The organism is Streptomyces sp. MMG1533, assembly GCF_001279775.1.
Taxonomy (GTDB): Bacteria; Actinomycetota; Actinomycetes; order Streptomycetales; family Streptomycetaceae; genus Streptomyces.
In genome coordinates this window covers 126504-144788 of sequence record NZ_LGDG01000017.1, presented here as the reverse complement: position 1 = coordinate 144788, position 18285 = coordinate 126504, and the positions used below count along the sequence as shown (strand labels likewise).

19 protein-coding genes are annotated in these 18285 nt (G+C 71.4%); 6 read left to right on the top strand and 13 right to left on the bottom strand.

Annotated features, from left to right (window positions below; all coding sequences use genetic code 11):
- Window position 1 precedes the first annotated feature (1 nt).
- Together ADK57_RS04775 and ADK57_RS04770 are read right to left on the bottom strand one after the other, a co-directional pair.
- Window positions 2-1249: an ABC transporter substrate-binding protein gene (locus ADK57_RS04775; protein WP_053748060.1), complete on the bottom strand. Its 1248-nt coding sequence runs from the start codon at window positions 1247-1249 to the stop codon at window positions 2-4.
- Between the two features lie 60 nt (window positions 1250-1309).
- Window positions 1310-2845 (bottom strand): gamma-aminobutyraldehyde dehydrogenase, encoded by a 1536-nt coding sequence (locus tag ADK57_RS04770; protein ID WP_053748059.1) that lies wholly within the window; start codon window positions 2843-2845, stop codon window positions 1310-1312.
- A gap of 218 nt (window positions 2846-3063) precedes the next feature.
- Between ADK57_RS04770 and ADK57_RS04765 the strand changes: the two genes are divergently transcribed.
- The gene (locus ADK57_RS04765) at window positions 3064-3630 is read left to right on the top strand and encodes an NADAR family protein (protein WP_053748058.1); all 567 of its coding nucleotides are present in this window, start codon (window positions 3064-3066) and stop codon (window positions 3628-3630) included.
- Window positions 3631-3909: 279 nt separating this feature from the next.
- Here the strand turns inward: ADK57_RS04765 and ADK57_RS50855 are convergent, their stop codons facing one another.
- Window positions 3910-4821 (bottom strand): DUF4190 domain-containing protein, encoded by a 912-nt coding sequence (locus ADK57_RS50855; protein ID WP_234389958.1) that lies wholly within the window; start codon window positions 4819-4821, stop codon window positions 3910-3912.
- 157 nt (window positions 4822-4978) lie between these two features.
- On the opposite strand from ADK57_RS50855, the gene ADK57_RS04755 reads away from it, so the two are divergent.
- The 3 genes from ADK57_RS04755 (at window position 4979) to ADK57_RS04745 (ending at window position 7496) form a co-directional block, all read left to right on the top strand.
- Entirely contained in the window at window positions 4979-6046 is a 1068-nt protein-coding gene (locus ADK57_RS04755) for an adenosine deaminase (protein WP_053748057.1), read from the top strand.
- An 18-nt stretch (window positions 6047-6064) separates the two neighbouring features.
- Entirely contained in the window at window positions 6065-6769 is a 705-nt protein-coding gene (locus ADK57_RS04750) for a glycerophosphodiester phosphodiesterase (RefSeq protein WP_053748056.1), read from the top strand.
- 109 nt (window positions 6770-6878) lie between these two features.
- Entirely contained in the window at window positions 6879-7496 is a 618-nt protein-coding gene (locus ADK57_RS04745; RefSeq protein ID WP_053748055.1) for an effector-associated domain 2-containing protein, read from the top strand.
- Here ADK57_RS04745 and ADK57_RS04740 read toward each other — a convergent pair.
- On the bottom strand, window positions 7493-8107 hold the full coding sequence (locus ADK57_RS04740) for an NADPH-dependent F420 reductase (RefSeq protein WP_053748054.1): 615 nt from the start codon (window positions 8105-8107) through the stop codon (window positions 7493-7495). The two genes, ADK57_RS04745 and ADK57_RS04740, sit on opposite strands and share 4 nt — an antisense overlap.
- Between ADK57_RS04740 and ADK57_RS04735 the strand changes: the two genes are divergently transcribed.
- Entirely contained in the window at window positions 8106-8501 is a 396-nt protein-coding gene (locus tag ADK57_RS04735; protein ID WP_053748053.1) for a winged helix-turn-helix transcriptional regulator, read from the top strand. The two genes, ADK57_RS04740 and ADK57_RS04735, sit on opposite strands and share 2 nt — an antisense overlap.
- On the opposite strand, the gene ADK57_RS04730 is transcribed toward ADK57_RS04735, so the two are convergent.
- On the bottom strand, window positions 8483-10138 hold the full coding sequence (locus ADK57_RS04730; RefSeq protein ID WP_053748076.1) for an RNA polymerase sigma factor: 1656 nt from the start codon (window positions 10136-10138) through the stop codon (window positions 8483-8485). The two genes, ADK57_RS04735 and ADK57_RS04730, sit on opposite strands and share 19 nt — an antisense overlap.
- Before the next feature lie 298 nt (window positions 10139-10436).
- On the opposite strand from ADK57_RS04730, the gene ADK57_RS04725 reads away from it, so the two are divergent.
- Window positions 10437-11582 carry a serine hydrolase domain-containing protein gene (locus ADK57_RS04725; protein ID WP_053748052.1) on the top strand — a complete coding sequence of 382 codons (1146 nt, stop codon included), beginning with the start codon at window positions 10437-10439 and terminating at the stop codon, window positions 11580-11582.
- On the opposite strand, the gene ADK57_RS04720 is transcribed toward ADK57_RS04725, so the two are convergent.
- From ADK57_RS04720 to ADK57_RS04685, 8 genes are all read right to left on the bottom strand, one after another.
- A complete protein-coding gene (locus tag ADK57_RS04720; RefSeq protein ID WP_053748051.1) occupies window positions 11572-12108 on the bottom strand; it encodes a hypothetical protein in 537 nt (178 codons plus the stop codon). The two genes, ADK57_RS04725 and ADK57_RS04720, sit on opposite strands and share 11 nt — an antisense overlap.
- A gap of 85 nt (window positions 12109-12193) precedes the next feature.
- Window positions 12194-12676, bottom strand: a complete 483-nt coding sequence (locus ADK57_RS46860; RefSeq protein ID WP_078972947.1) for a hypothetical protein — start codon at window positions 12674-12676, stop codon at window positions 12194-12196.
- Complete coding sequence (locus ADK57_RS04710; protein WP_053748049.1) at window positions 12660-13151, bottom strand: RNA polymerase sigma factor; 492 nt, start codon at window positions 13149-13151, stop codon at window positions 12660-12662. Before ADK57_RS04710 ends, ADK57_RS46860 begins: the two co-directional genes overlap by 17 nt.
- Complete coding sequence (locus ADK57_RS04705) at window positions 13148-13765, bottom strand: class F sortase (protein ID WP_053748048.1); 618 nt, start codon at window positions 13763-13765, stop codon at window positions 13148-13150. The genes ADK57_RS04710 and ADK57_RS04705 overlap by 4 nt, the downstream gene beginning before the upstream one ends.
- On the bottom strand, window positions 13762-14160 hold the full coding sequence (locus ADK57_RS04700; protein WP_053748047.1) for a hypothetical protein: 399 nt from the start codon (window positions 14158-14160) through the stop codon (window positions 13762-13764). The genes ADK57_RS04705 and ADK57_RS04700 overlap by 4 nt, the downstream gene beginning before the upstream one ends.
- A gap of 125 nt (window positions 14161-14285) precedes the next feature.
- Window positions 14286-15476: a polyamine ABC transporter substrate-binding protein gene (locus ADK57_RS04695; protein WP_053748075.1), complete on the bottom strand. Its 1191-nt coding sequence runs from the start codon at window positions 15474-15476 to the stop codon at window positions 14286-14288.
- Window positions 15477-15610: 134 nt separating this feature from the next.
- The gene (locus tag ADK57_RS04690; RefSeq protein ID WP_078972946.1) at window positions 15611-16615 is read right to left on the bottom strand and encodes a sensor histidine kinase; all 1005 of its coding nucleotides are present in this window, start codon (window positions 16613-16615) and stop codon (window positions 15611-15613) included.
- A 75-nt stretch (window positions 16616-16690) separates the two neighbouring features.
- Window positions 16691-18139: a gamma-aminobutyraldehyde dehydrogenase gene (locus tag ADK57_RS04685; RefSeq protein WP_053748046.1), complete on the bottom strand. Its 1449-nt coding sequence runs from the start codon at window positions 18137-18139 to the stop codon at window positions 16691-16693.
- Window positions 18140-18285 lie beyond the last annotated feature (146 nt).

Genomic DNA, 18285 nt, shown 5'->3' with positions numbered 1-18285 from the left:
ATCACGCCCCAGTCAGCTTCGCGAACTTCTCTTCAAAGGCCGTCTCTTCCTTCGAGCTCAGTGAGCGGAAGGCGTGGGACTTCTCGGCCATGGCCTTGTCGGGGATGATCAGCGGGTTGTTCGCCGCATCCTTGTCGATCTTCTCCAGTTCGGGCTTCACACCGTCGACGGGACACACGTAGTTGATGTACGCGGCGAGTTCGGCGGCCGGCTTCGGCTCGTAGTAGTAGTCGATGAGCCGTTCGGCGTTCGTCTTGTGACGCGCCTTGTTGGGGACCAGCAGGTTGTCGGTCGACGTCATGTATCCGCTGTCCGGGATCAGGAAGTCGATGTCGGGGCTGTCCGCCTTCAGCTGGACGACGTCACCGGCCCAGGCTATGCAGGCAGCGAAGTCGCCGCTGGTCAGGTCGGACGTGTAGTCGTTGCCGGTGAAGCGACGGATCTGGCCCTTGTCGACGGCCTTCTGGAGGCGGGCGATCGCCGCGTCGTAGTCGTCGGCGGTGAAGTTCGCCGGGTCCTTGCCCATGTCGAGCAGCGTCATGCCGATGCTGTCGCGCATCTCCGACAGGAAGCCGACGCGGCCCTTGAGCTTGGGGTTGTCGAGCAGGTCGGAGACCGACTTCACCTCGACGCCGTCCAGCGCCTTCTTGTTGTAGGCGATGACCGTGGAGATGCCCTGCCAGACGTACGAGTAGGCGCGGCCGGGGTCCCAGTCGGGGTCGCGGAACTGCGCCGACAGGTTGGCGTAGGCGTGCGGGAGGTTGGACGGGTCGAGCTTCTGGACCCAGCCCAGGCGGATCAGGCGGGCAGCCAGCCAGTCGGTGAGGACGATGAGGTCGCGGCCGGTGTCCTGGCCCGCGGCGAGCTGCGGCTTGATCTTGCCGAAGAACTCGTTGTTGTCGTTGATGTCCTCGGTGTACTTGACCTTGATGCCGGTCCGCTCCGTGAACCGGTCGAGCGTGGGGTGGTGCTTCTCGCTGTCGTCCACGTCCATGTACTCGGTCCAGTTGGAGAAGTCGACGGTCTTCTCCTTCGCCGAGAGGTCGTCCGCGGAGACCCCGCCATGCGTCTTGCCCGCCGCGGGAATGCCGCAGGCGCTCAGCGCGCCCATTCCGCCGACCGCGAGCGCGCCGCCCGCGGAGGCGCGCAGCAGTGAACGGCGGGTGAGGGAGGCCCTGCCGTTCCTGAAGCTGCGCCGCACGGCGGCCACCTGGGCCGGGGACAGGCGGTCGGGCTCGTACTGCTCCATGCGCGTGGTGCCCTTTCGGGAGGATGGTGAGCGGCCGCGGGTCAGGCGGCCTGAATACGGCTATCGGTCCCCGAAGATCGTGCGGTGCCAGTCCTTGCGGGGCACCGCCGTGTTGTCGAACATGACGTGCTTGATCTGCGTGTACTCCTCGAACGAGTACGTGGACATGTCCTTGCCGAAGCCGGACGCCTGGTATCCGCCGTGGGGCATCTCGCTGATGATCGGGATGTGGTCGTTGATCCATACGCAGCCCGCCTTGATCTCGCGGGTGGCGCGGTTGGCGCGGTAGACGTCGCGGCTCCAGGCGGAGGCGGCGAGCCCGTACGGGGTGTCGTTGGCCAGCCGGATCCCCTCGTCGTCGCTGTCGAAGGGCAGGACGACGAGCACCGGCCCGAAGAGCTCGGACTGGACGATCTCGCTGTCCTGGGCGGCGTCCGCGACCAGGGTGGGGCGATAGTACGCGCCGTTCTTGAGATCTCCCTGAGGAGCCTCGCCGCCGGTCACCACGCGCGCGTAGGCACGCGCCCGGTCGACGAAAGCGGCGACCCGGTCGCGCTGGACGTGCGAGATGAGCGGCCCGAGATCGGTGCCCGGTGCGAAGGGATCGCCCAGCCGGACGGTCTCCATGAGCGCGGCCGTCTGCTCGACGAACGCCTCGTAGAGGGGCCGCTGTACGTACGCGCGCGTGGCGGCCGTGCAGTCCTGCCCGGTGTTGATGAGCGCGCCCGCGACCGCGCCGTTGACGGCCGCCTCCAGGTCGGCGTCGTCGAAGACCACGAAGGGCGCCTTGCCGCCCAGCTCCAGATGGAGTCGCTTGACGGTCGCGGTGGCGACCTCGGCGACGCGCTTGCCGACGCCGGTGGAGCCGGTGAAGGAGGTCATGGCCACGTCCGGGTGGCCGACGAGGTGCTCGCCGGCCTCCTTGCCCGTGCCGGTGACGATGTTGATGACGCCGTCGGGGATCCCGGCGTCGGTGGCCGCCCGGGCGAAGAGCAGCGAGGTGAGCGGGGTGAGCTCGGCGGGCTTCAGGACGATGGTGTTGCCCGCGGCGATCGCCGGGAGGATCTTCCAGGCGGCCATCTGGAGGGGGTAGTTCCAGGGCGCGATGGAGCCGACGACGCCGATGGGTTCACGGCGTACGTACGAGGTGTGGTCGCCGGAGTACTCGCCGGCCGACTGCCCCTGGAGGTGACGGGCGGCACCCGCGAAGAAGGCGGTGTTGTCGATGGTGCCCGGGACGTCGAACTCTCGGGTCAGCTTGAGCGGCTTGCCGCACTGGAGGGACTCGGCGCGGGCGAAGTCCTCCGCACGCTCGGCGAGCACGGCGGCGAAGCGGTGCAGGGCGTCGGAACGCTCGCCCGGGGTGGCCGAGGACCAGCCCGGGAAGGCCGCGCGGGCGGCGGCGACGGCCGCGTCCACGTCGGCGGCGCCCGCCAGTTCGTACGTGTACACCTCCTCGCCGGTCGACGGGTCGACGACCGCGTGCGTACGGCCGGAGGTGCCCTTGGTCAGGCGCCCCGCGACGAACTGCGCGCCGTCCGCGAAGCGGTCCTGGGCCGGAAATCGTTCCGGGGTGGCATTGCCCGGGTTGTGCATGTCGCTCTCGCTCTCCTCCGCCGTCGCCCCCGCGTTCGTCGGAGGCGGGCGGCGTAGCTCCAGCTCGATTTGAGTGCCGATCCTGACAGAGCAAAGGGCGTCCAACAAGTGATTCCGTTGTTGCCTTTTGGTTACGCGACGGAATCTGTCGACCAGGTGTCGAGTCGCCATGGAAAAGGGGGGACGGAGTGTCAGTGGCGGCTGCCAGACTCGCGTGCATGGAAGGGATCACGGGGAAGATCGACTCACGGGAAGCGCTGGTCAGGGCGGCCCGGGCGGGTGCGAGGATCAAGTATCTGCACTTCTGGGGGCACCGGCCGCGGCCCGACGGACGGGTCGGGGCGAGCTGCCTGAGCCAGTGGTGGCCGTCACCGTTCGTGGTGGACGGCGTGACCTACGCGACCGCCGAGCACTGGATGATGGCGGGCAAGGCGCGGCTTTTCGAAGACGCGGAGGCGGAGCGGCGCGTGCTGGCGGCGGAGCATCCCGCCGAGGCGAAGAAGGCCGGGCGGCTCGTGCGGGGCTTCGACGAGGCGAGATGGGAGCGCGAGCGCTTCGGGATCGTCGTCGAGGGCAGCGTGTGGAAGTTCGCCGCGCACGACGATCTGCGGGAGTTTCTGCTCGGTACCGGCGAGCGGGTGCTGGTGGAGGCGAGCCCGGTGGACCGCGTGTGGGGCATCGGCCTCGCCGCGGACGACGAGGCGGCCCAGGATCCGGAGCGGTGGCGGGGGCCGAATCTGCTGGGGTTCGCGCTGATGGAGGCGCGGGGGCGGTTGCGGGGGTAGGCGGTGAGCGGGTGCGGACTGGCGAGCGGGGGCGGACTGCGGGCGAGTGCCGGCAGTGAGCGGCGGCGGACGGGAGCGGGCGCCGGCAGTGAGGGAGTGCGGACTGCGGGCGGGCGCCGGCGGTGAGCAGGCGCGGACGGGAGCGGGCGCCGGCGGTGAGCGAGTGCGGATGGTGAGCGGGTCCGCCCTCTGACGACGGCCGACCCGCATCCCGTTCGGGCGGCGCTGTTACGCCCCTCCCGGTCGGCCGGCGCTGTCGCCCCTCCCGGTCGGCCGACGCTACGACGCGTAGACCAGCAGCGCGATCATCCCGACGGACAGTGCCAGCCCCACCGAGCCGCAGATGATCCCGGCCAGGGCCTGGCCGGCGTTCGTGGACTCGCCCCGCCGCGCCTTCTGACGGGCGAGCACACCCAGGACCACCGCGAGGATGCCGCCGATGATGGCGATCGGCCACATGCAGAAGCCGACGGCGGAGACGATGCCGATCACCAGCGCGGCCGTGCCCATCCCGTTGTTCGGCGCGGGCGCCATGCCGGGCCAGCCGTAGTAGCCGCCGACGCCGTGGGCCTGCGGACCGTGGGCGCCGTGGCCGGGCGGGGCCGGGTAGCCGTAGCCGCCGGGGTAGCCGTAGGGGGCCTGGCCGGGGCCGCCGGGGGCGATGGGCGGCGGAGGGACCTGCTCCTGCCCGTAGGGCGCGGCCGGGAAGGGGGCGACGGGGCCCGGGGGCGGGAAGGTGCCCGCCGGTCCGGGGTTCACGGGTGCCGTGGGGTTCGGCGCGGCGAAGGGGTTGTCCGAGCCGTCGGCCGGGGCCGACGGGTTCGGCGGCGCGAAGGGCGAGGTCCAGGGCTGGGGCGCCTCGGGGCCGCCGACCGGCGGCTTGCCGTCCACGCCCGGCATCGAGGTGACCGTCTGCTGGTCGTGCACGGAGGAGGACGGTGTGGAGGTCGGCGGTACCGTCGGCCGGGCCGTGGCCCCCGTGTCGGCGATGGTGGCACCGGGCCCGGCGGGGGTGTCCTGCGGCGGCGTCGGCCAGGTCTTCGACCCGGCGGCGGGCCGGTCGTGCCCCTCGTCCGACGGCGCGGCCCACGGGTCGCGGGGAGCGTCGGCCGGCTCACCGGTCCCGCCCGTCGGCCTCGGCCGGCCGGCCCCGTTTTCCTGCGCTTCCGGCGTCTGCGCGTCGTCGGACATGCGCGGGCCCCCCTCCGTTGAACGTGCCGTCATGCTAAGGCCCTGGCCCGTCCCGCGTGACCCCGGCCTACGATGATCCCCGAGTCACCGATCAGCCGATCACCCGCGTCCCGCCGCGCCCTGCACCGGCCGGGTACGCCGTTCCCGGGGAGGAACCTTGACCGAACATCTCGACGCCCTCGAAGCCCCCGCGCCACGCGATCTGCACGCCTTCATCGCGGCGCTGCCCAAGGCCGAACTGCACGTACACCACGTCGGCTCCGCCTCCCCGCGGATCGTGTCCGAACTGGCCGCCCGCCACCCCGACTCCAAGGTGCCCACCGACCCCGAGGCCCTGGCCGACTACTTCACGTTCACGGACTTCGCCCACTTCATCCAGGTGTACCTGTCCGTCGTCGACCTGATCCGGAACCCGGAGGACGTACGGCTGCTGACGTACGAGGTGGCCCGGGACCTGGCCCGGCAACAGGTGCGCTACGCCGAGCTGACCATCACGCCGTTCTCCTCGACCCGGCGCGGGATAGACGAGGGCGCCTTCATGGACGCGATCGAGGACGCCCGCAAGGCGGCCGAGGCCGACTTCGGGACCATGCTGCGCTGGTGCTTCGACATTCCCGGCGAGGCCGGTCTGGAGGCCGCCGAGGAGACGACACGGCTGGCCACCGAGGACCGGGTGCGTCCGGCGGGGCTGGTGTCCTTCGGGCTCGGCGGGCCCGAGATCGGCGTACCCAGGCCGCAGTTCAAGCCGCACTTCGACCGGGCCATCGCGGCCGGGCTGCGGTCGGTGCCGCACGCGGGCGAGACCACCGGTCCCGAGACGGTGTGGGACGCGCTGACCCACCTGCGTGCCGAGCGGATCGGGCACGGCACCAGCTCCGCGCAGGACGAGAAGCTCCTCGCCCACCTCGCCGAGCACCGGATCGCCCTGGAGGTGTGCCCGACCTCGAACATCGCCACCCGCGCGGTGCGCACCCTGGACGAGCACCCGATCAAGGAGTTCGTGAAGGCCGGCGTCCTGGTCACCATCAACTCCGACGACCCGCCGATGTTCGGCACCGACCTCAACAACGAGTACGCGGTCGCCGCCCGGCTGCTGGACCTGGACGAGCGGGGCCTGGCCGACCTCGCCAAGAACGCGGTGGAGGCGTCCTTCCTCGACGCGGCCGGCAAGACCCGCATCAAGGAAGAGATCGACAGCTACACCGCCGCCTGGCTCGCGCCCTGAGCCCAGCACAATGGGCGCATGCAGAAGCTGACCGCCGTGGCACACCGCGGCGACCCCTATCGCGTCCGTGAGAACACGATCGACTCGCTGCGTTCCGCGCTCCACATGGGCGCGGACGCGGTCGAGATCGACGTACGGCTCACCCGGGACGGCGTGCCCGTGCTGCTGCACGACGAGACGCTGAAGCGGCTGTGGGAGCACGACCGGCCGCTGCTGTCGCTGTCGGCCGACGAGGTGCGCGGACTCACGGACGACAAGGTGCCGACGCTGGCCCGGGCGCTCGCCGCGACCGGCGACAGCCGGGTGATGCTCGACCTGCCGGGCACGTCCGACGTGCGGGTGGCGCGCCGGGTCGTGGACGTCGTGCGCGAGTGCGGGGCCGCGGAGCGCGTGTACTACTGCGCGGACGCCACGGCCATGCTCGCCGTGCGCGCCGCCGACCCGGCCGCCGAGATCGCGCTGACCTGGACGACACTTGCGCCGCCGCGGCCCGCGCTGCTGGACGTGATCCGGCCGCGCTGGCTCAACTACCGCTTCGGACTGGTGGACCGCGCCCTCGCCGAACGCGTCCACACCGACGGCTACCTGCTCTCCGTCTGGACCCCGGACACCCGCCGCTCCATGCGCCGCCTCATCGACATCGGCGTCGACTCGATCACCACCAACCGCATCGCCGCGTTGTGTGCCCTGCGGGCGGACCACCAGCCGGGCCCTGCGCAGTGAGGGCCTGATCGAGGTCGCGCCTCCACTTTCGTGCGAAGTCGAGGCTGCAAGGGCTCCTACCGTTTTAGGGTCGGTGTCTGATTGAGGGGCGAAGCGGGGGGCGGGCGCAATGGCCCGCAAAGTGATCATCGCCCTGTCCGATCACTACCTCGCCACCGGCGACATGACCGACGCCGTCCTGGACGCGGCGCTCTCCGACGGCTCGTCCGACTGGCAACGCTTCTTCCCGGTCGTTCTGCTCCCCGGCCCGCAAGGAGCGCTGCCCGGCAGGATCCGGGAGATGTGCGACGTCCACATCGGCGGGCGGGACGAGGAGGCCTCCAGGGAGACCCTTCTCAGGGTCGCCGCCGCGCCGTCCCGGGAGACCCGGCGACGACCCGAATATCCCGGTCTCCCCGGCACGGCCGCGCACCCCGCCTATCCCGGGACGAGCACGCCGGCGGTGCGGGACCTGGTGGATGCGCTGGAGAAGACGATCTCGGTGAGGGAACCGTCGGTCCGCAGTGTCTGGCTCGCCGAGACCAGGCTCGACACGAGTTCTCTGAACCCGTCTCTGCCGACGCGTGTGCTCCTCTTCGAGATCGCCCGGATCTGCCGGCACCAGACCGGCGGCTACGAACGACTCGCCGATGCGCTGGAGAGCATCGAGGCTCACTCCGTGGCTGCTCGCGAGGTACGGCGCGTGGTGACGGGGATGATGCCGCCACCGACGGCAGCCGCCTCCTAGGCCTGGGCACGGACACCGGCGAACTCCACCGGCGGCGCGATCGCCTGTGCGTCGGCCCCCTCCCCCACCCACAGCCCGATCAGCAGCGCGGCCGTCGCCTCCACCAGACCGGCCCGGTCCAGTCCCCCGGCGTTCAGCGGCTCGCAGCCGAGGTCGTGGACGAGTCGTCGTACGACGGAGAGCGCCGACTCGTCGTCCCCGCACAGGGGGACGGCGAGCGGGCGGCCGTCGAAGACCGGCGGGGTCAGGCGCCAGACGTCGACGTGGCAGAGGTTGAAGGCCTTCACCACGTGGGCGGCGGGGGCGGCGTAGGCGACGCGCTCGGCCGCCGAGGGGCCGCCCGCGGTGAGCAGGCCGAAGCCCGGGCCGCCCACCGGATTCGTGCAGTCGACCAACACCCGCCCGCGCAGCACGTCTTCGAGCCCGGCGACGACATGGACCACGGCCTCGTACGGCAGCGCCAGCAGCACCGCGTCCGTCCCGGACTCCGCCGCCTCCCGCAGCCCCGTACCGCCCGACCGGCTTCCGGCGACCACCTCGTGTCCGGCGCGCGCCCACTGAGCGCCGAGCGCGTCCGCCATTCCCCCGTTGCCCAGGATTCCTATACGCATGAGCAGGACTGTAGGAAGCCGTTCGGGCACCATTCGGTACGTGGACCAGACGTTTCTCGCCGACTGCCGTGCCCGGCTCGCCTTCGACCTGCTCGCCAACACCTGGAACGCGGTGGTGCTGTGGGCGCTGCGCCAAGGACCCGTACGCCACGGCGAGTTGAGGGACCGCATCGGGGGCATCAGCCAGAAGGTGCTGACCGAGACGCTGCGGCGGCTGGAGTTCAACGGCCTCGTCGCGCGGCGGGCGTACGGCGGCTCGCCGCCCCGCGTCGAGTACGAACTCACCGCGCTGGGGCGGACCTTGCTCGCCCCCATCGACGCCTTCGGCGCCTGGGCGTTCGAGCACGGCGACGAGGTGATGGAGGCGCAGGAGCGCTACACGCGCGACTCCTGAGGGACGGTCGCGGGGTCGGCCGGGGTCGCGCGGGTGACGTACTGCGGCACGGGGGTGTCGTCCTTGCCGGTGTCGCGGACGAGGCCGTAGCGGATCGCACCCCGGGGAGGGCCTGCCTTGATGTCCTCGGTCGCCTTGTCCCAGGTCGTCGGGAAGACGGTCAGGCCGTAGTCGGCGCCCCGCTCGTTCACGGTGAGGGTGACGCTGCCGTCGACGTAGAAGTACTCGTTCTGCCACATCTGCTGGGTGCCGTCCGGCAGGACCGCGTATCCGATGTCCGGGCCGCCCATGCCGGTGGCCAAGTCGCCCGGGCTGCCCGCCATGGGGTCGTCCATGCGGCGGCCGCCGCCGGACGCGACGTGGAAGAGCTTGCCCTTCAGGCCGGTCCAGGTCGGCATGACCAGGGAGCCGGGCCGTGACTGCGGCGATATCTGCCAGCGGACCAGGACGTAGCCCTGGCCGCTGAGCGTGACGCTGTCGCCCCGGTGCTGCATCACGGCCTGACGGCCGCCGGTGCTGGTGATCCCGGCCTCGGGCCGGTGCGGCAGCGCCCTGGGCTCGGTGTCCGGGTCCGGTGCCCGGTCGACGGCGTCGACGACGGTGCCGTACAGGTCGGCCTTCTTCGTCGGCGACGGTGAGGGGGACGGGGAGGCCGAAACGGGCGGCGGGGCTGAGGCGACCGGCGGGGCGGAGCTGGTGACGGCCGCGCGCGGTGGCGGGGTCGCGTCCGGGGGCTGCGTGACGACGTAGGCGCCGCCCGCGACGATGGTCGCGCCCGCCGTCATGGCGACGGCCGGCTTGGTGAGCGCGCCCAGCACCTTGGCGGACCAGCCGACGGAGGTGCCGGCGACGGTGGCCGCCGCCGCGGTCTTGCCGCCGAAGGCCAGCGAGAGGGTGAAGCCGACGGGGATCGGGACGAGCGCGATCCCGACGAGCAGGCGCTCCGCCGGTACGACCGGCTCGCGGGCGTCGCCGCAGTAGCCGCAGCCCCGCTGGTGCCGGGCCAGGCGCTTGCGCCAGACCGAGTCGGGGCGGCCGTTCCAGCGGGCGGTCAGTTCGCGCAGGTCCGGGCAGGCGCCCTCCAGGGCGCGCACGATGCCGCGCGAGGTCTCCAGGCGTTCCTTCATCCGCTGGACGCGCACGGCGGCGTGCTGCCGGCTGATGCCGACGGCCGCGGCGAGCTCGCGTCGGCTCAGGTCGCCGGCGACCTCCAGCCACCACAGGGACAGCAGCTGGCGGTCCTCGTCGTCGAGCCAGCGCACCGCCTCCGCGACCTCGCGCCGCTGCCCCTCCAACTGGAGTTTGAGAACGGTCAGTTCGGCGAAGTCGGCGGCGTCCTGCGGTGCCGACTCGTCCAGCCGGTCGGGGGTCCTGCGGCGGGCCCGGTCCCGGATCTGCCGCATCGCGATCGCCACCAGCCAGGACCGGAAACTGTCCGGGTCACGCAGCGAACCGAGGTTGTCGACGGCCCGCAGCATCGTCTCCTGGACGACGTCGTCGACGTCGGCATGGCCGTTCAGGGCGCGGCCGACGATGTTGTACACCAGCGGCAGCCAGCCCGCGACGAGCTCGTCCAGCGCCTGCCGGTCGCCTGCCTGCGCGGCGGCGATGGTGGAGCGCCAGTGCTGAGTGTCCACGAGGCCCTTTCGGTGGCTGATGCGACGGCTGAGGTCAGTGGTCTTCTGCACGCACCCTCTCAGGCGGACCGGGGCTGTTGGCTATGTCCGGGATCACAGTGCGGAGACGGTGTGAAGGACGCCCGGATAACACTTTTTTGCCTGCCCTTAAGGGCTCACCCCGACAACACCCTTGCCGCACAAGGCACTTGCTAGGGGTTGCGCCAGGGTCCGGTGCCCTCCTCGCCGACGATCCGGGGGAACGTCGTACGGCCTGAGGATGATCACAGACACATACGTCGACCTCTGGAGCAGACGCATGCGCGCCCGACGCCGTACGACCGTCCTCGCCGCCTCCCTCGTCCTCGCCCTGGGCGCCGCCCCGCTGGCCGCCCCCGCGTTCGCCGCGTCCGGGCCGGCGGCGGCACACACAACGACCACGACCGGCCCGGACACCGAGGCCCTGGAGGCCGCCATCAAGGGCCTCCCGGACCAGGACGCCACCGCGGCCCTGGTGCGGGTGGGCGGCAGGGGGAGCTGGCACGGTGTCGCAGGGGTGCGCGACCTGAGAACCGGGGCGCCCGCGCTGGAGAACGCGCGGTTCCGGGCCGGATCGACGACGAAGATCGTGACCGCGGCGCTCGTGCTGCAACTCGCCGCCGAGGGCCGGATCTCCCTGGACGGCACGGTGCAGCGGTACCTGCCCGGCCTGCTCACCGAGGACTTCGCGCCCATCACCGTCCGGCAGCTGCTGAACTTCACCAGCGGTCTGCAGCCGGGCGCGTCCCTCGGCGAGGACGTCGACGACGGCTATGAACACCGCTTCGAGACGCTGACACCCGAGGAGGTCGTGGCGGCGTCGGTCGCCAAGGGTCCCGACCCCGAATACGCGCCCGGCGCCCGGCAGCGGTACGGCAACATCCACTACACCGTGCTCGGCATGCTGATCGAGAAGGTCACCGGCGACTCGTACGCGCACCAGGCGGCCGCACGGATCTTCCGCCCGCTCGGCATGCGGCACACGTCGTTCCCCGACGGCCCCGACCCCCGTATCCACGGCCCGCACAACCGCGGGTACGACTGGATCGACGGCAAGCTGGTGGACGTGACCGACTGGAACATGTCGGACCGGTTCGCGGCCGGCGACCTGATCTCGACGACGGCCGACCTGGAACAGCTGCTGTTCGCCCTGTTCCGCGGGCAGGTCGTGCCCGAGCCGCAGCTGACGGAGATGTTCACGGTCCCGGACATCGACGGGGCCACGATGGGCGCCGCGCTGCAGAGATTCGAGCTGAACGGCAAGGAGATCTGGGGCAAGACGGGCGCGCGCCCCGGCTACCACACGGTCGTCGCGGCCACCCGCGACCTGTCCCGGACGGTGGTCTACTCCGTCAACTCGACCGACGCGAAGGGCGACGGCCTGCCCATCGCCCAACGCTTCGCCTTCCCCGCGTTCAACCGCTGACGGCGGCACCGGCCGGCGCTGACGGCACCGGAGCCGTCAGCGCCTCCAGCCGCTTGATCTTCTTCCGTACGACATACAGCGGGATCACCCCGAAGACCCCGAACGACATGTCGATCACGCTCCACCAGAAGGGGATCCCCCGGACCGGTCCGCAGATCAGCGCCAGCGGCACGATCCCGGCGCAGGCGATCATCCCGAACTCGACGACCCAGATGTTGCGTACGGGGTCGCGATAGGGGCCGTAGAAGGCGACCGCGATGACGAGATGCGCGAAGGCCAGCCAGTCCGTGCCGTACAGCACGAAGGGGTATTCGGCGTCGACGACGTCGAGCCCCTGCCGGACCCGCTCGATCCAGTCCGTGAGCCCGGGCAGGTACTCCGGCACGGACAGCGCCCGCAACAGGTCCTCGGTCCAGCGCAGTTCGTGGACCAAGGGGAAGGCGGTGGCGCCGCTGAGCACGAGGCAGACGGCGAAGAGGACCAACCATGCGCGGATGCCCCTGAGCAGGGCGGCTCTGTCGCTCATGGGCAGCAGCGTACGCCGCTAATTGAACACGTTCAAAACATAATTCCCGTGTGGTGCGTCACCAGATGTTCCAGCCGGGAGTGATCTACGGCCCGGCACTGCTCGGGGGCGAGCCGGCTGCCCCGTCGCCGATCGCGGCCGACGGCTCGCTGGGCTGCGGGGTCGGAGTGACCGAGGGTGAGCGGTCGGGCTCGGTCGTGGGGGCCGTCGGGGAGGGGCTGGGGGACGCGGGCGTCGGGCCGGGCATGGTGGTGGCGGGCGCGGGCGCCGCCGTCGGGTCGGGCGGGACCGATGGACTGCTGCTCGCGGGCGGCGGGGCGAGGGGGACCGTCGGGGACAGGGGGGCCTCGTGCGCCGCCAGACGGAGCGGCAGCGCGACGAGGGCGGCGACGGCACACGTCGCACCCACCCCGGCCGCGGCGCGCAGCAGTCGGCGGCGGGCCGCGCGGCGGCGAATCACCTCGTAACGGCCGGCGGGCGGGCCGAGGTAGTCGGAGCCGGGCCGCAGGATGACGGCGAGGGGGTCGTCGGGCTCGAACTCCGGAGCATCGTCAGAGTGTGTGATCAAGGCTTCTCCCCAGATGGGCGCGGAGCAGTTCGCGGGCCGCGTGGAGATCGGCCTTGACGGTTCCTTCCTTGCGCCCGGTCAGCACGGACACCTCCCGGATCGGCATGTCAGCGTAGTAGTGCAGCAGGATCGGGACGCGCAGTCGTTCCGGCAGCGACTGCACGAGCAGGCGTACGGAGGGGTCGGCCTGCTCCGCCTGCGGGAGCAGGGCGGCCTCGGCGGTGGCCCGGCGCACGGCCCTGCGTTCGCGTTCCAGCTTGCGCCAGTGGTCCCGGACGAGGTTGGCCGCCGTGACGTAGAGGAACCCCCGGGGCTCGGTGACGGACGTCCAGCGGCCCCAGAGCCGGGTGAAGGCCTCCGAGGCGATCTCGTGGGCCGTCTCGTCGTCGTCGACCAGCCGGCGGCACCAGCCGGCGAGGCGCGGGTAGAGGGCGGCGAACAGCTCGGACGCCGCCCTCTCGCGGGACCGTTTCAACGTTCTCCTGCGGAGCTCGGCGCCGAACTCGACACGGCGAAGACGATCACGTTGTCGCGATAGCCGTCACCGGTACGGGGTCCACCGCAGGTGATGAGACGCAACTCCGGCCGGTTCACGTTCCCGTAGACGGCCTCGGCCGGGAACTCCGCCTTGGCGACCGTCCGTACGTCGGTGACGGCGAACTCGGCCGTCGTGCCGTTCTCCAGGCGCGCCGCGATCCGGTCACCCCGCCGCAGCCGGTCGAGGTGACGGAAGACGCCGTCCCCGTAGTCCCCGACCGTGACATGCCCGAGGATCACCGACGGACCGGTCTGCCCCGGCGTCGGCGAGTGCCGGTACCAGCCCGCCCGGTCGTGCGCCGTGATCGGGGGCACCTGCACGCTGCCGTCCGGGGCCAGCCCCAGCTGCATCACCGGTGTGTCGACCCCGAGAGCCGGGATCCGCAGCCCGACCGGGACCGAACGTCCCGGGGCGTGCACCGTCTTCGCGGAAGCCCGTGAGGCCGATGGCGTGCCGCTGCTCGTGTCCCGACCGGCCGGACGCCCCCCGCAGCTCACGAGCAGGGAGGCCGCCGCCGCGGTGACGAAGGCGCGCCTGGAGAGCGAGGTCATACCCCGGTCGCCCGCCGACGCCGTACGACGAAGAAGGCCGCGCCGCCCGCGGCGGCCGCCGCGGCGGCGCCCCCGCCGATCAGCCCGCCCGAGGGCCCGGACTGCGCCGGCTCCTCGGCGACACCGGTGTCGGGCGCGCCGCTCGGCACGACGGACACCTGGCTGCCCGGGGTGGGCGCCTCGGTCGGCGCGGCACTCGGATCTGTGGTCGGTTCGGCGCTCGGTGCGGCGCTCGGCGGGAGGGTCGCGGACGGCACCGGCGACGGTTCGTCGCCGACGGACGGCTGACTGGTCGGGGCCGCGCTCGGGCTCGTCCCGTCGGCGAACGCGGGCAGCGCGCTCGCCAGCACGGCGGTGCATGCAAGTGCCATGGCGCTCAAGACAGTTCGGCGCATGAATCGCTCTCTCTCGTCGGTCCCCCCGCCCGGTGGCTCGGCGGGGTGGGTTGCAGATCGACGGGAGAGACGAGGCAGTGGGGCAACGGGTTGTAAAGAGATGGCAAAGCCACCCTGGACGGCGGCTAGAGACCCACGATCGCGTTCCAGCGCTTCGCGTACTCCACGCGTTCCTTCGACGTGATGTCGCGCGCGACGGCGAGTCGCTTGCGCATCTCCGTGTCCGGGAAGATCAGCGGGTTCTCCGCCAGGGACGCGGTCTCCTCGTCCTTGGCGGAGGCGAGGACGTCCTGGGCCGCGGGGACCGGGCAGACGTAGTTGACCCAGGCGGCGAGTTCCGCGGCGACCTCGGGGTCGTAGTAGTAGTCGATCAGGCGCTCGGCGTTGGCCTTGTGCAGTGCGCGGTCCGGGATCATCAGGGAGTCGGACCACAGCTCCGCGCCCTCCTCGGGGACGACGAAGCGGATGTCGGGGTTGTCCGCCTGGAGTTGGATCACGTCGCCGGAGTACGCCTGGCAGGCCAGCACGTCACCGCTGACGAGGTCCTTGGTGTAGTCGTTGCCGGTGAAGCGGCGTATCCGGCCGTCGGCCACGTACCTCTCCACCTGGTCGCAGACCTTGTCGAAGTCGGCCGCCCTCCACCGGGTGATGTCGACGCCGTTGCCCTGCATGAGCAGCGCGAAGGCCTCGTCGAGGCCCGACAGCAGGGTCACGCGCCCCTTGAGGTCGCTCGCCCACAGGTCGCAGACGTGGCGTATCTCCCGGCCCAGCCTGCGGCGGTCGTACGCGATGCCGGTGATCCCGGACTGCCACGGCACGGTGGACCTGCGGCCGGGGTCGAAGGCGGGCGAGCGGAGCAGCGGGTCCAGATACTCGGTCACGTTCGGCTGGCTCGCGCGGTCCATCTCCTGGACCCAGCCCAGGCGCACGAACCGCGCGCACATCCAGTCGCTGATGACGATCAGGTCGCGGCCGGTCTGCTGGTGGTTCATCAGCGCCGGGCTGATCTTGCCGAAGAACTCGTCGTTGTCGTTGATCTCCTCGACGTAGTCGACGGAGATGCCCGTGTCCTTCTCGAACGCCTCGAGCGTCGGCCGCTTCGTCGTGTCGTCGTCGTCCGTGTCGATGTACAGCGGCCAGTTCGCCCAGTTCAGCCGCTTGTCGATGGCGGAACGGTCGGCGACGGCCCGGTCGCCGGCCGCCACGTACGCGGCGGGTACACCGCAGCCGGCGACGCCGCCGAGGAATGCGGCGCCACCGAACGCGCGCAGCAGGGAGCGTCGGGAGAACGGGGGCGTCTTCGGTGGGAGGGGCATGGGAGGCAGCATGCCGGTGCTGTCTGTGGGCGGACAACCGACGCCGCGTCGAGCGCAAACGCCTGTACCTGACACCCTGTCGATCGGCAGGCCCCTCGGAAAGGCCGCCCGGACCTTGCCCGATCGGCGGCCCCTCAGCAAGGCCGCCCGGCCGAGGGCAGGCTGACCTCCACGGTCAACCCGCCCTGGGGACGCGTCCGTGCCAGCACCCGTCCCCCGTGTGCGGCCACGACCGCAGCGACGATGGACAGGCCCAGGCCGACGCCGTCCCGCTTCCGCACACGTTCCGGGCCCAGTCGGCAAAACGGCTGGAACAGCCCCGGCGCCTGGTCCGGCGAGATCACCGGCCCGCTGTTCTCGATCCGCAGACCGGGCCGGCCCGTCGGGTCCACCCCCGTCCACACGCGCACCCAACTCCCCTGCCCCTCCGGGAGGTTGTGCCGTACGGCGTTGTCGGCGAGGTTGACCACCAGCCGCTCGATCAGCTGCGGATCGCCGAACACGGGCGCCGGATCCAGCCGGGCCTCCACACGAGGGCCACCGGTCGGCAGCCGATCCCGCACGATCGCCGTGAGATCGACGAACTCCCGCCGCTCCAGCCCGCGTTGGCTGTGGGCCAGAGTCAGCAGCGCGTCGATCAGCCGCTCCTGTTCCTCCCCCGCCGCCCGCGCCCGCAGCAGCGCGGCACGCAGGGTGTCCACGGACGCCTCGGGGTCGGCGGGGGCCACGTCCACGATCGTCTGCTGGAGGGTGAGCGGGGTGCGCAGTTCGTGCGAGGCGTTGGCGACGAAACGCCGCTGCGCCTCGAACGCGCCCTCCAGCCGGGCGAGTACGCCGTCGATGGTGTCCGCCATCGCCTTCAGCTCGTCGTCGGGTCCCGGCACGGCCAGCCGCTCGTGCAGGTTGTCGGCGGAGATACGGCGGGCCCTCGCCGTCATCGTGCGCAGCGGCGCCAGGACCCGCCCCGCCATCAGCCACCCCAGCGCCACCGACACCACGGTCATCACCGCGAGCGCGACCACCGACTCGACCAGGAGGTCGTGCAGTTGCTCGGCACGCAGCACCGACAGGCGCTCCTCGACGTACGAGGTGACGGTCGGCGCGCCCGGAGCGGTGAGGCTGTCGGCCTGACCGGTCACGCGAGGCGTGCTGCGGCCCCGGACGGGAGGTGTCCCGTCCGGGGCGGCGCGGGTGTCCGCCGAACCGCCGGAGCTCTACGCGTCCAGCGACGTCATCACGTGCTTGATCCGCGTGTAGTCGTCGAAGCCGTACGAGGAAAGGTCCTTGCCGTAGCCGGACTTCTTGAAGCCGCCGTGCGGCATCTCGGCGACCAGCGGGATGTGGGTGTTGATCCACACACAGCCGAAGTCGAGCTTCTTGGACATCCGCATCGCGCGGCCGTGGTCCTTGGTCCACACGGAGGAGGCGAGGGCGTACTCGACGCCGTTGGCCCACTCCACGGCCTGGTCCTCGTCGGTGAAGGACTGGACGGTGATGACCGGACCGAAGACCTCCTTCTGGATGATCTCGTCGTCCTGCTTGAGGCCGGAGACGACGGTCGGGGCGTAGAAGTAGCCCTTCTCGCCCACCTGGTGGCCACCGGTCTCGACCTTGGCGTGCGCGGGCAGCCGCTCGATGAAGCCGGAGACCTGCTTGAGCTGGTTCGGGTTGTTGAGCGGGCCGTACAGGACGTCCTCGTCGTCCGGCTGCCCCGTCTTCGTCTCGGCGGCGGCCTTCGCCAGCGCGGCCACGAACTCGTCGTGGATGGCCTCCTGGACGAGGACGCGGGTGGCGGCCGTACAGTCCTGCCCGGCGTTGAAGAAGCCCGCGACCGAGATGTCCTCGACGGCCTTCGCGATTTCGGTGTCGTCGAACACGACGACCGGCGCCTTGCCGCCCAGCTCCAGGTGGACCCGCTTGAGGTCCTTGGACGCGGACTCGGCGACCGACATGCCCGCCCGCACGGAACCGGTGATGGAGGCCATCGCCGGGGTCGGGTGCTCGACCATCAGGCGGCCGGTGTCACGGTCGCCGGTGATGACGTTGAAGACGCCCTTGGGCAGGATCGAGCCGATGATGTCGGCGATCAGGACCGTCGACGCCGGGGTGGTGTCCGACGGCTTCAGCACGACCGTGTTGCCGGCCGCGAGCGCCGGGGCGAACTTCCATACGGCCATCATCATCGGGTAGTTCCACGGCGCGACCTGCGCGCAGACACCGACCGGCTCGCGGCGGACGATCGAGGTCAACCCCTCCATGTACTCGCCGGCACTGCGCCCCTCCAGCATCCGGGCCGCGCCCGCGAAGAAGCGGATCTGGTCGACCATCGGAGGGATCTCCTCGGAGCGGGTCAGCCCGATCGGCTTGCCGGTGTTCTCCACCTCGGCCGCGATGAGCTCCTCGGCCCGCTCCTCGAACGCGTCCGCGATCTTCAGGAGAGCCTTCTGGCGCTCGGCGGGGGTGGTGTCGCGCCAGGCCGGGAAGGCGGCGGCGGCCGCCGCCATGGCGGCGTCCACGTCCGCCTGCCCGGACAGGGGCGCGGTCGCGTACGCCTCGCCCGTCGCGGGGTTGACGACCTCGGTGGTCCGTCCGTCGGCGGCGTCCCGGAACTCACCGGCGATGTAGTTCCGTAGTGTGCGCAGCCCACGCAGCTCGGTGCTCACTGCCGGCCTCCTGTCAGGTTCTTAACCGTTTTGACTGTCCAGTTGCTGAGACACCCACCCTAATCCGCCCGCCCACGTTTTCAACACCCCCGATCGCGCCATCGCTGCGAAATCCGCAGGTCTCAGTCACGTAAACAACGAATTTC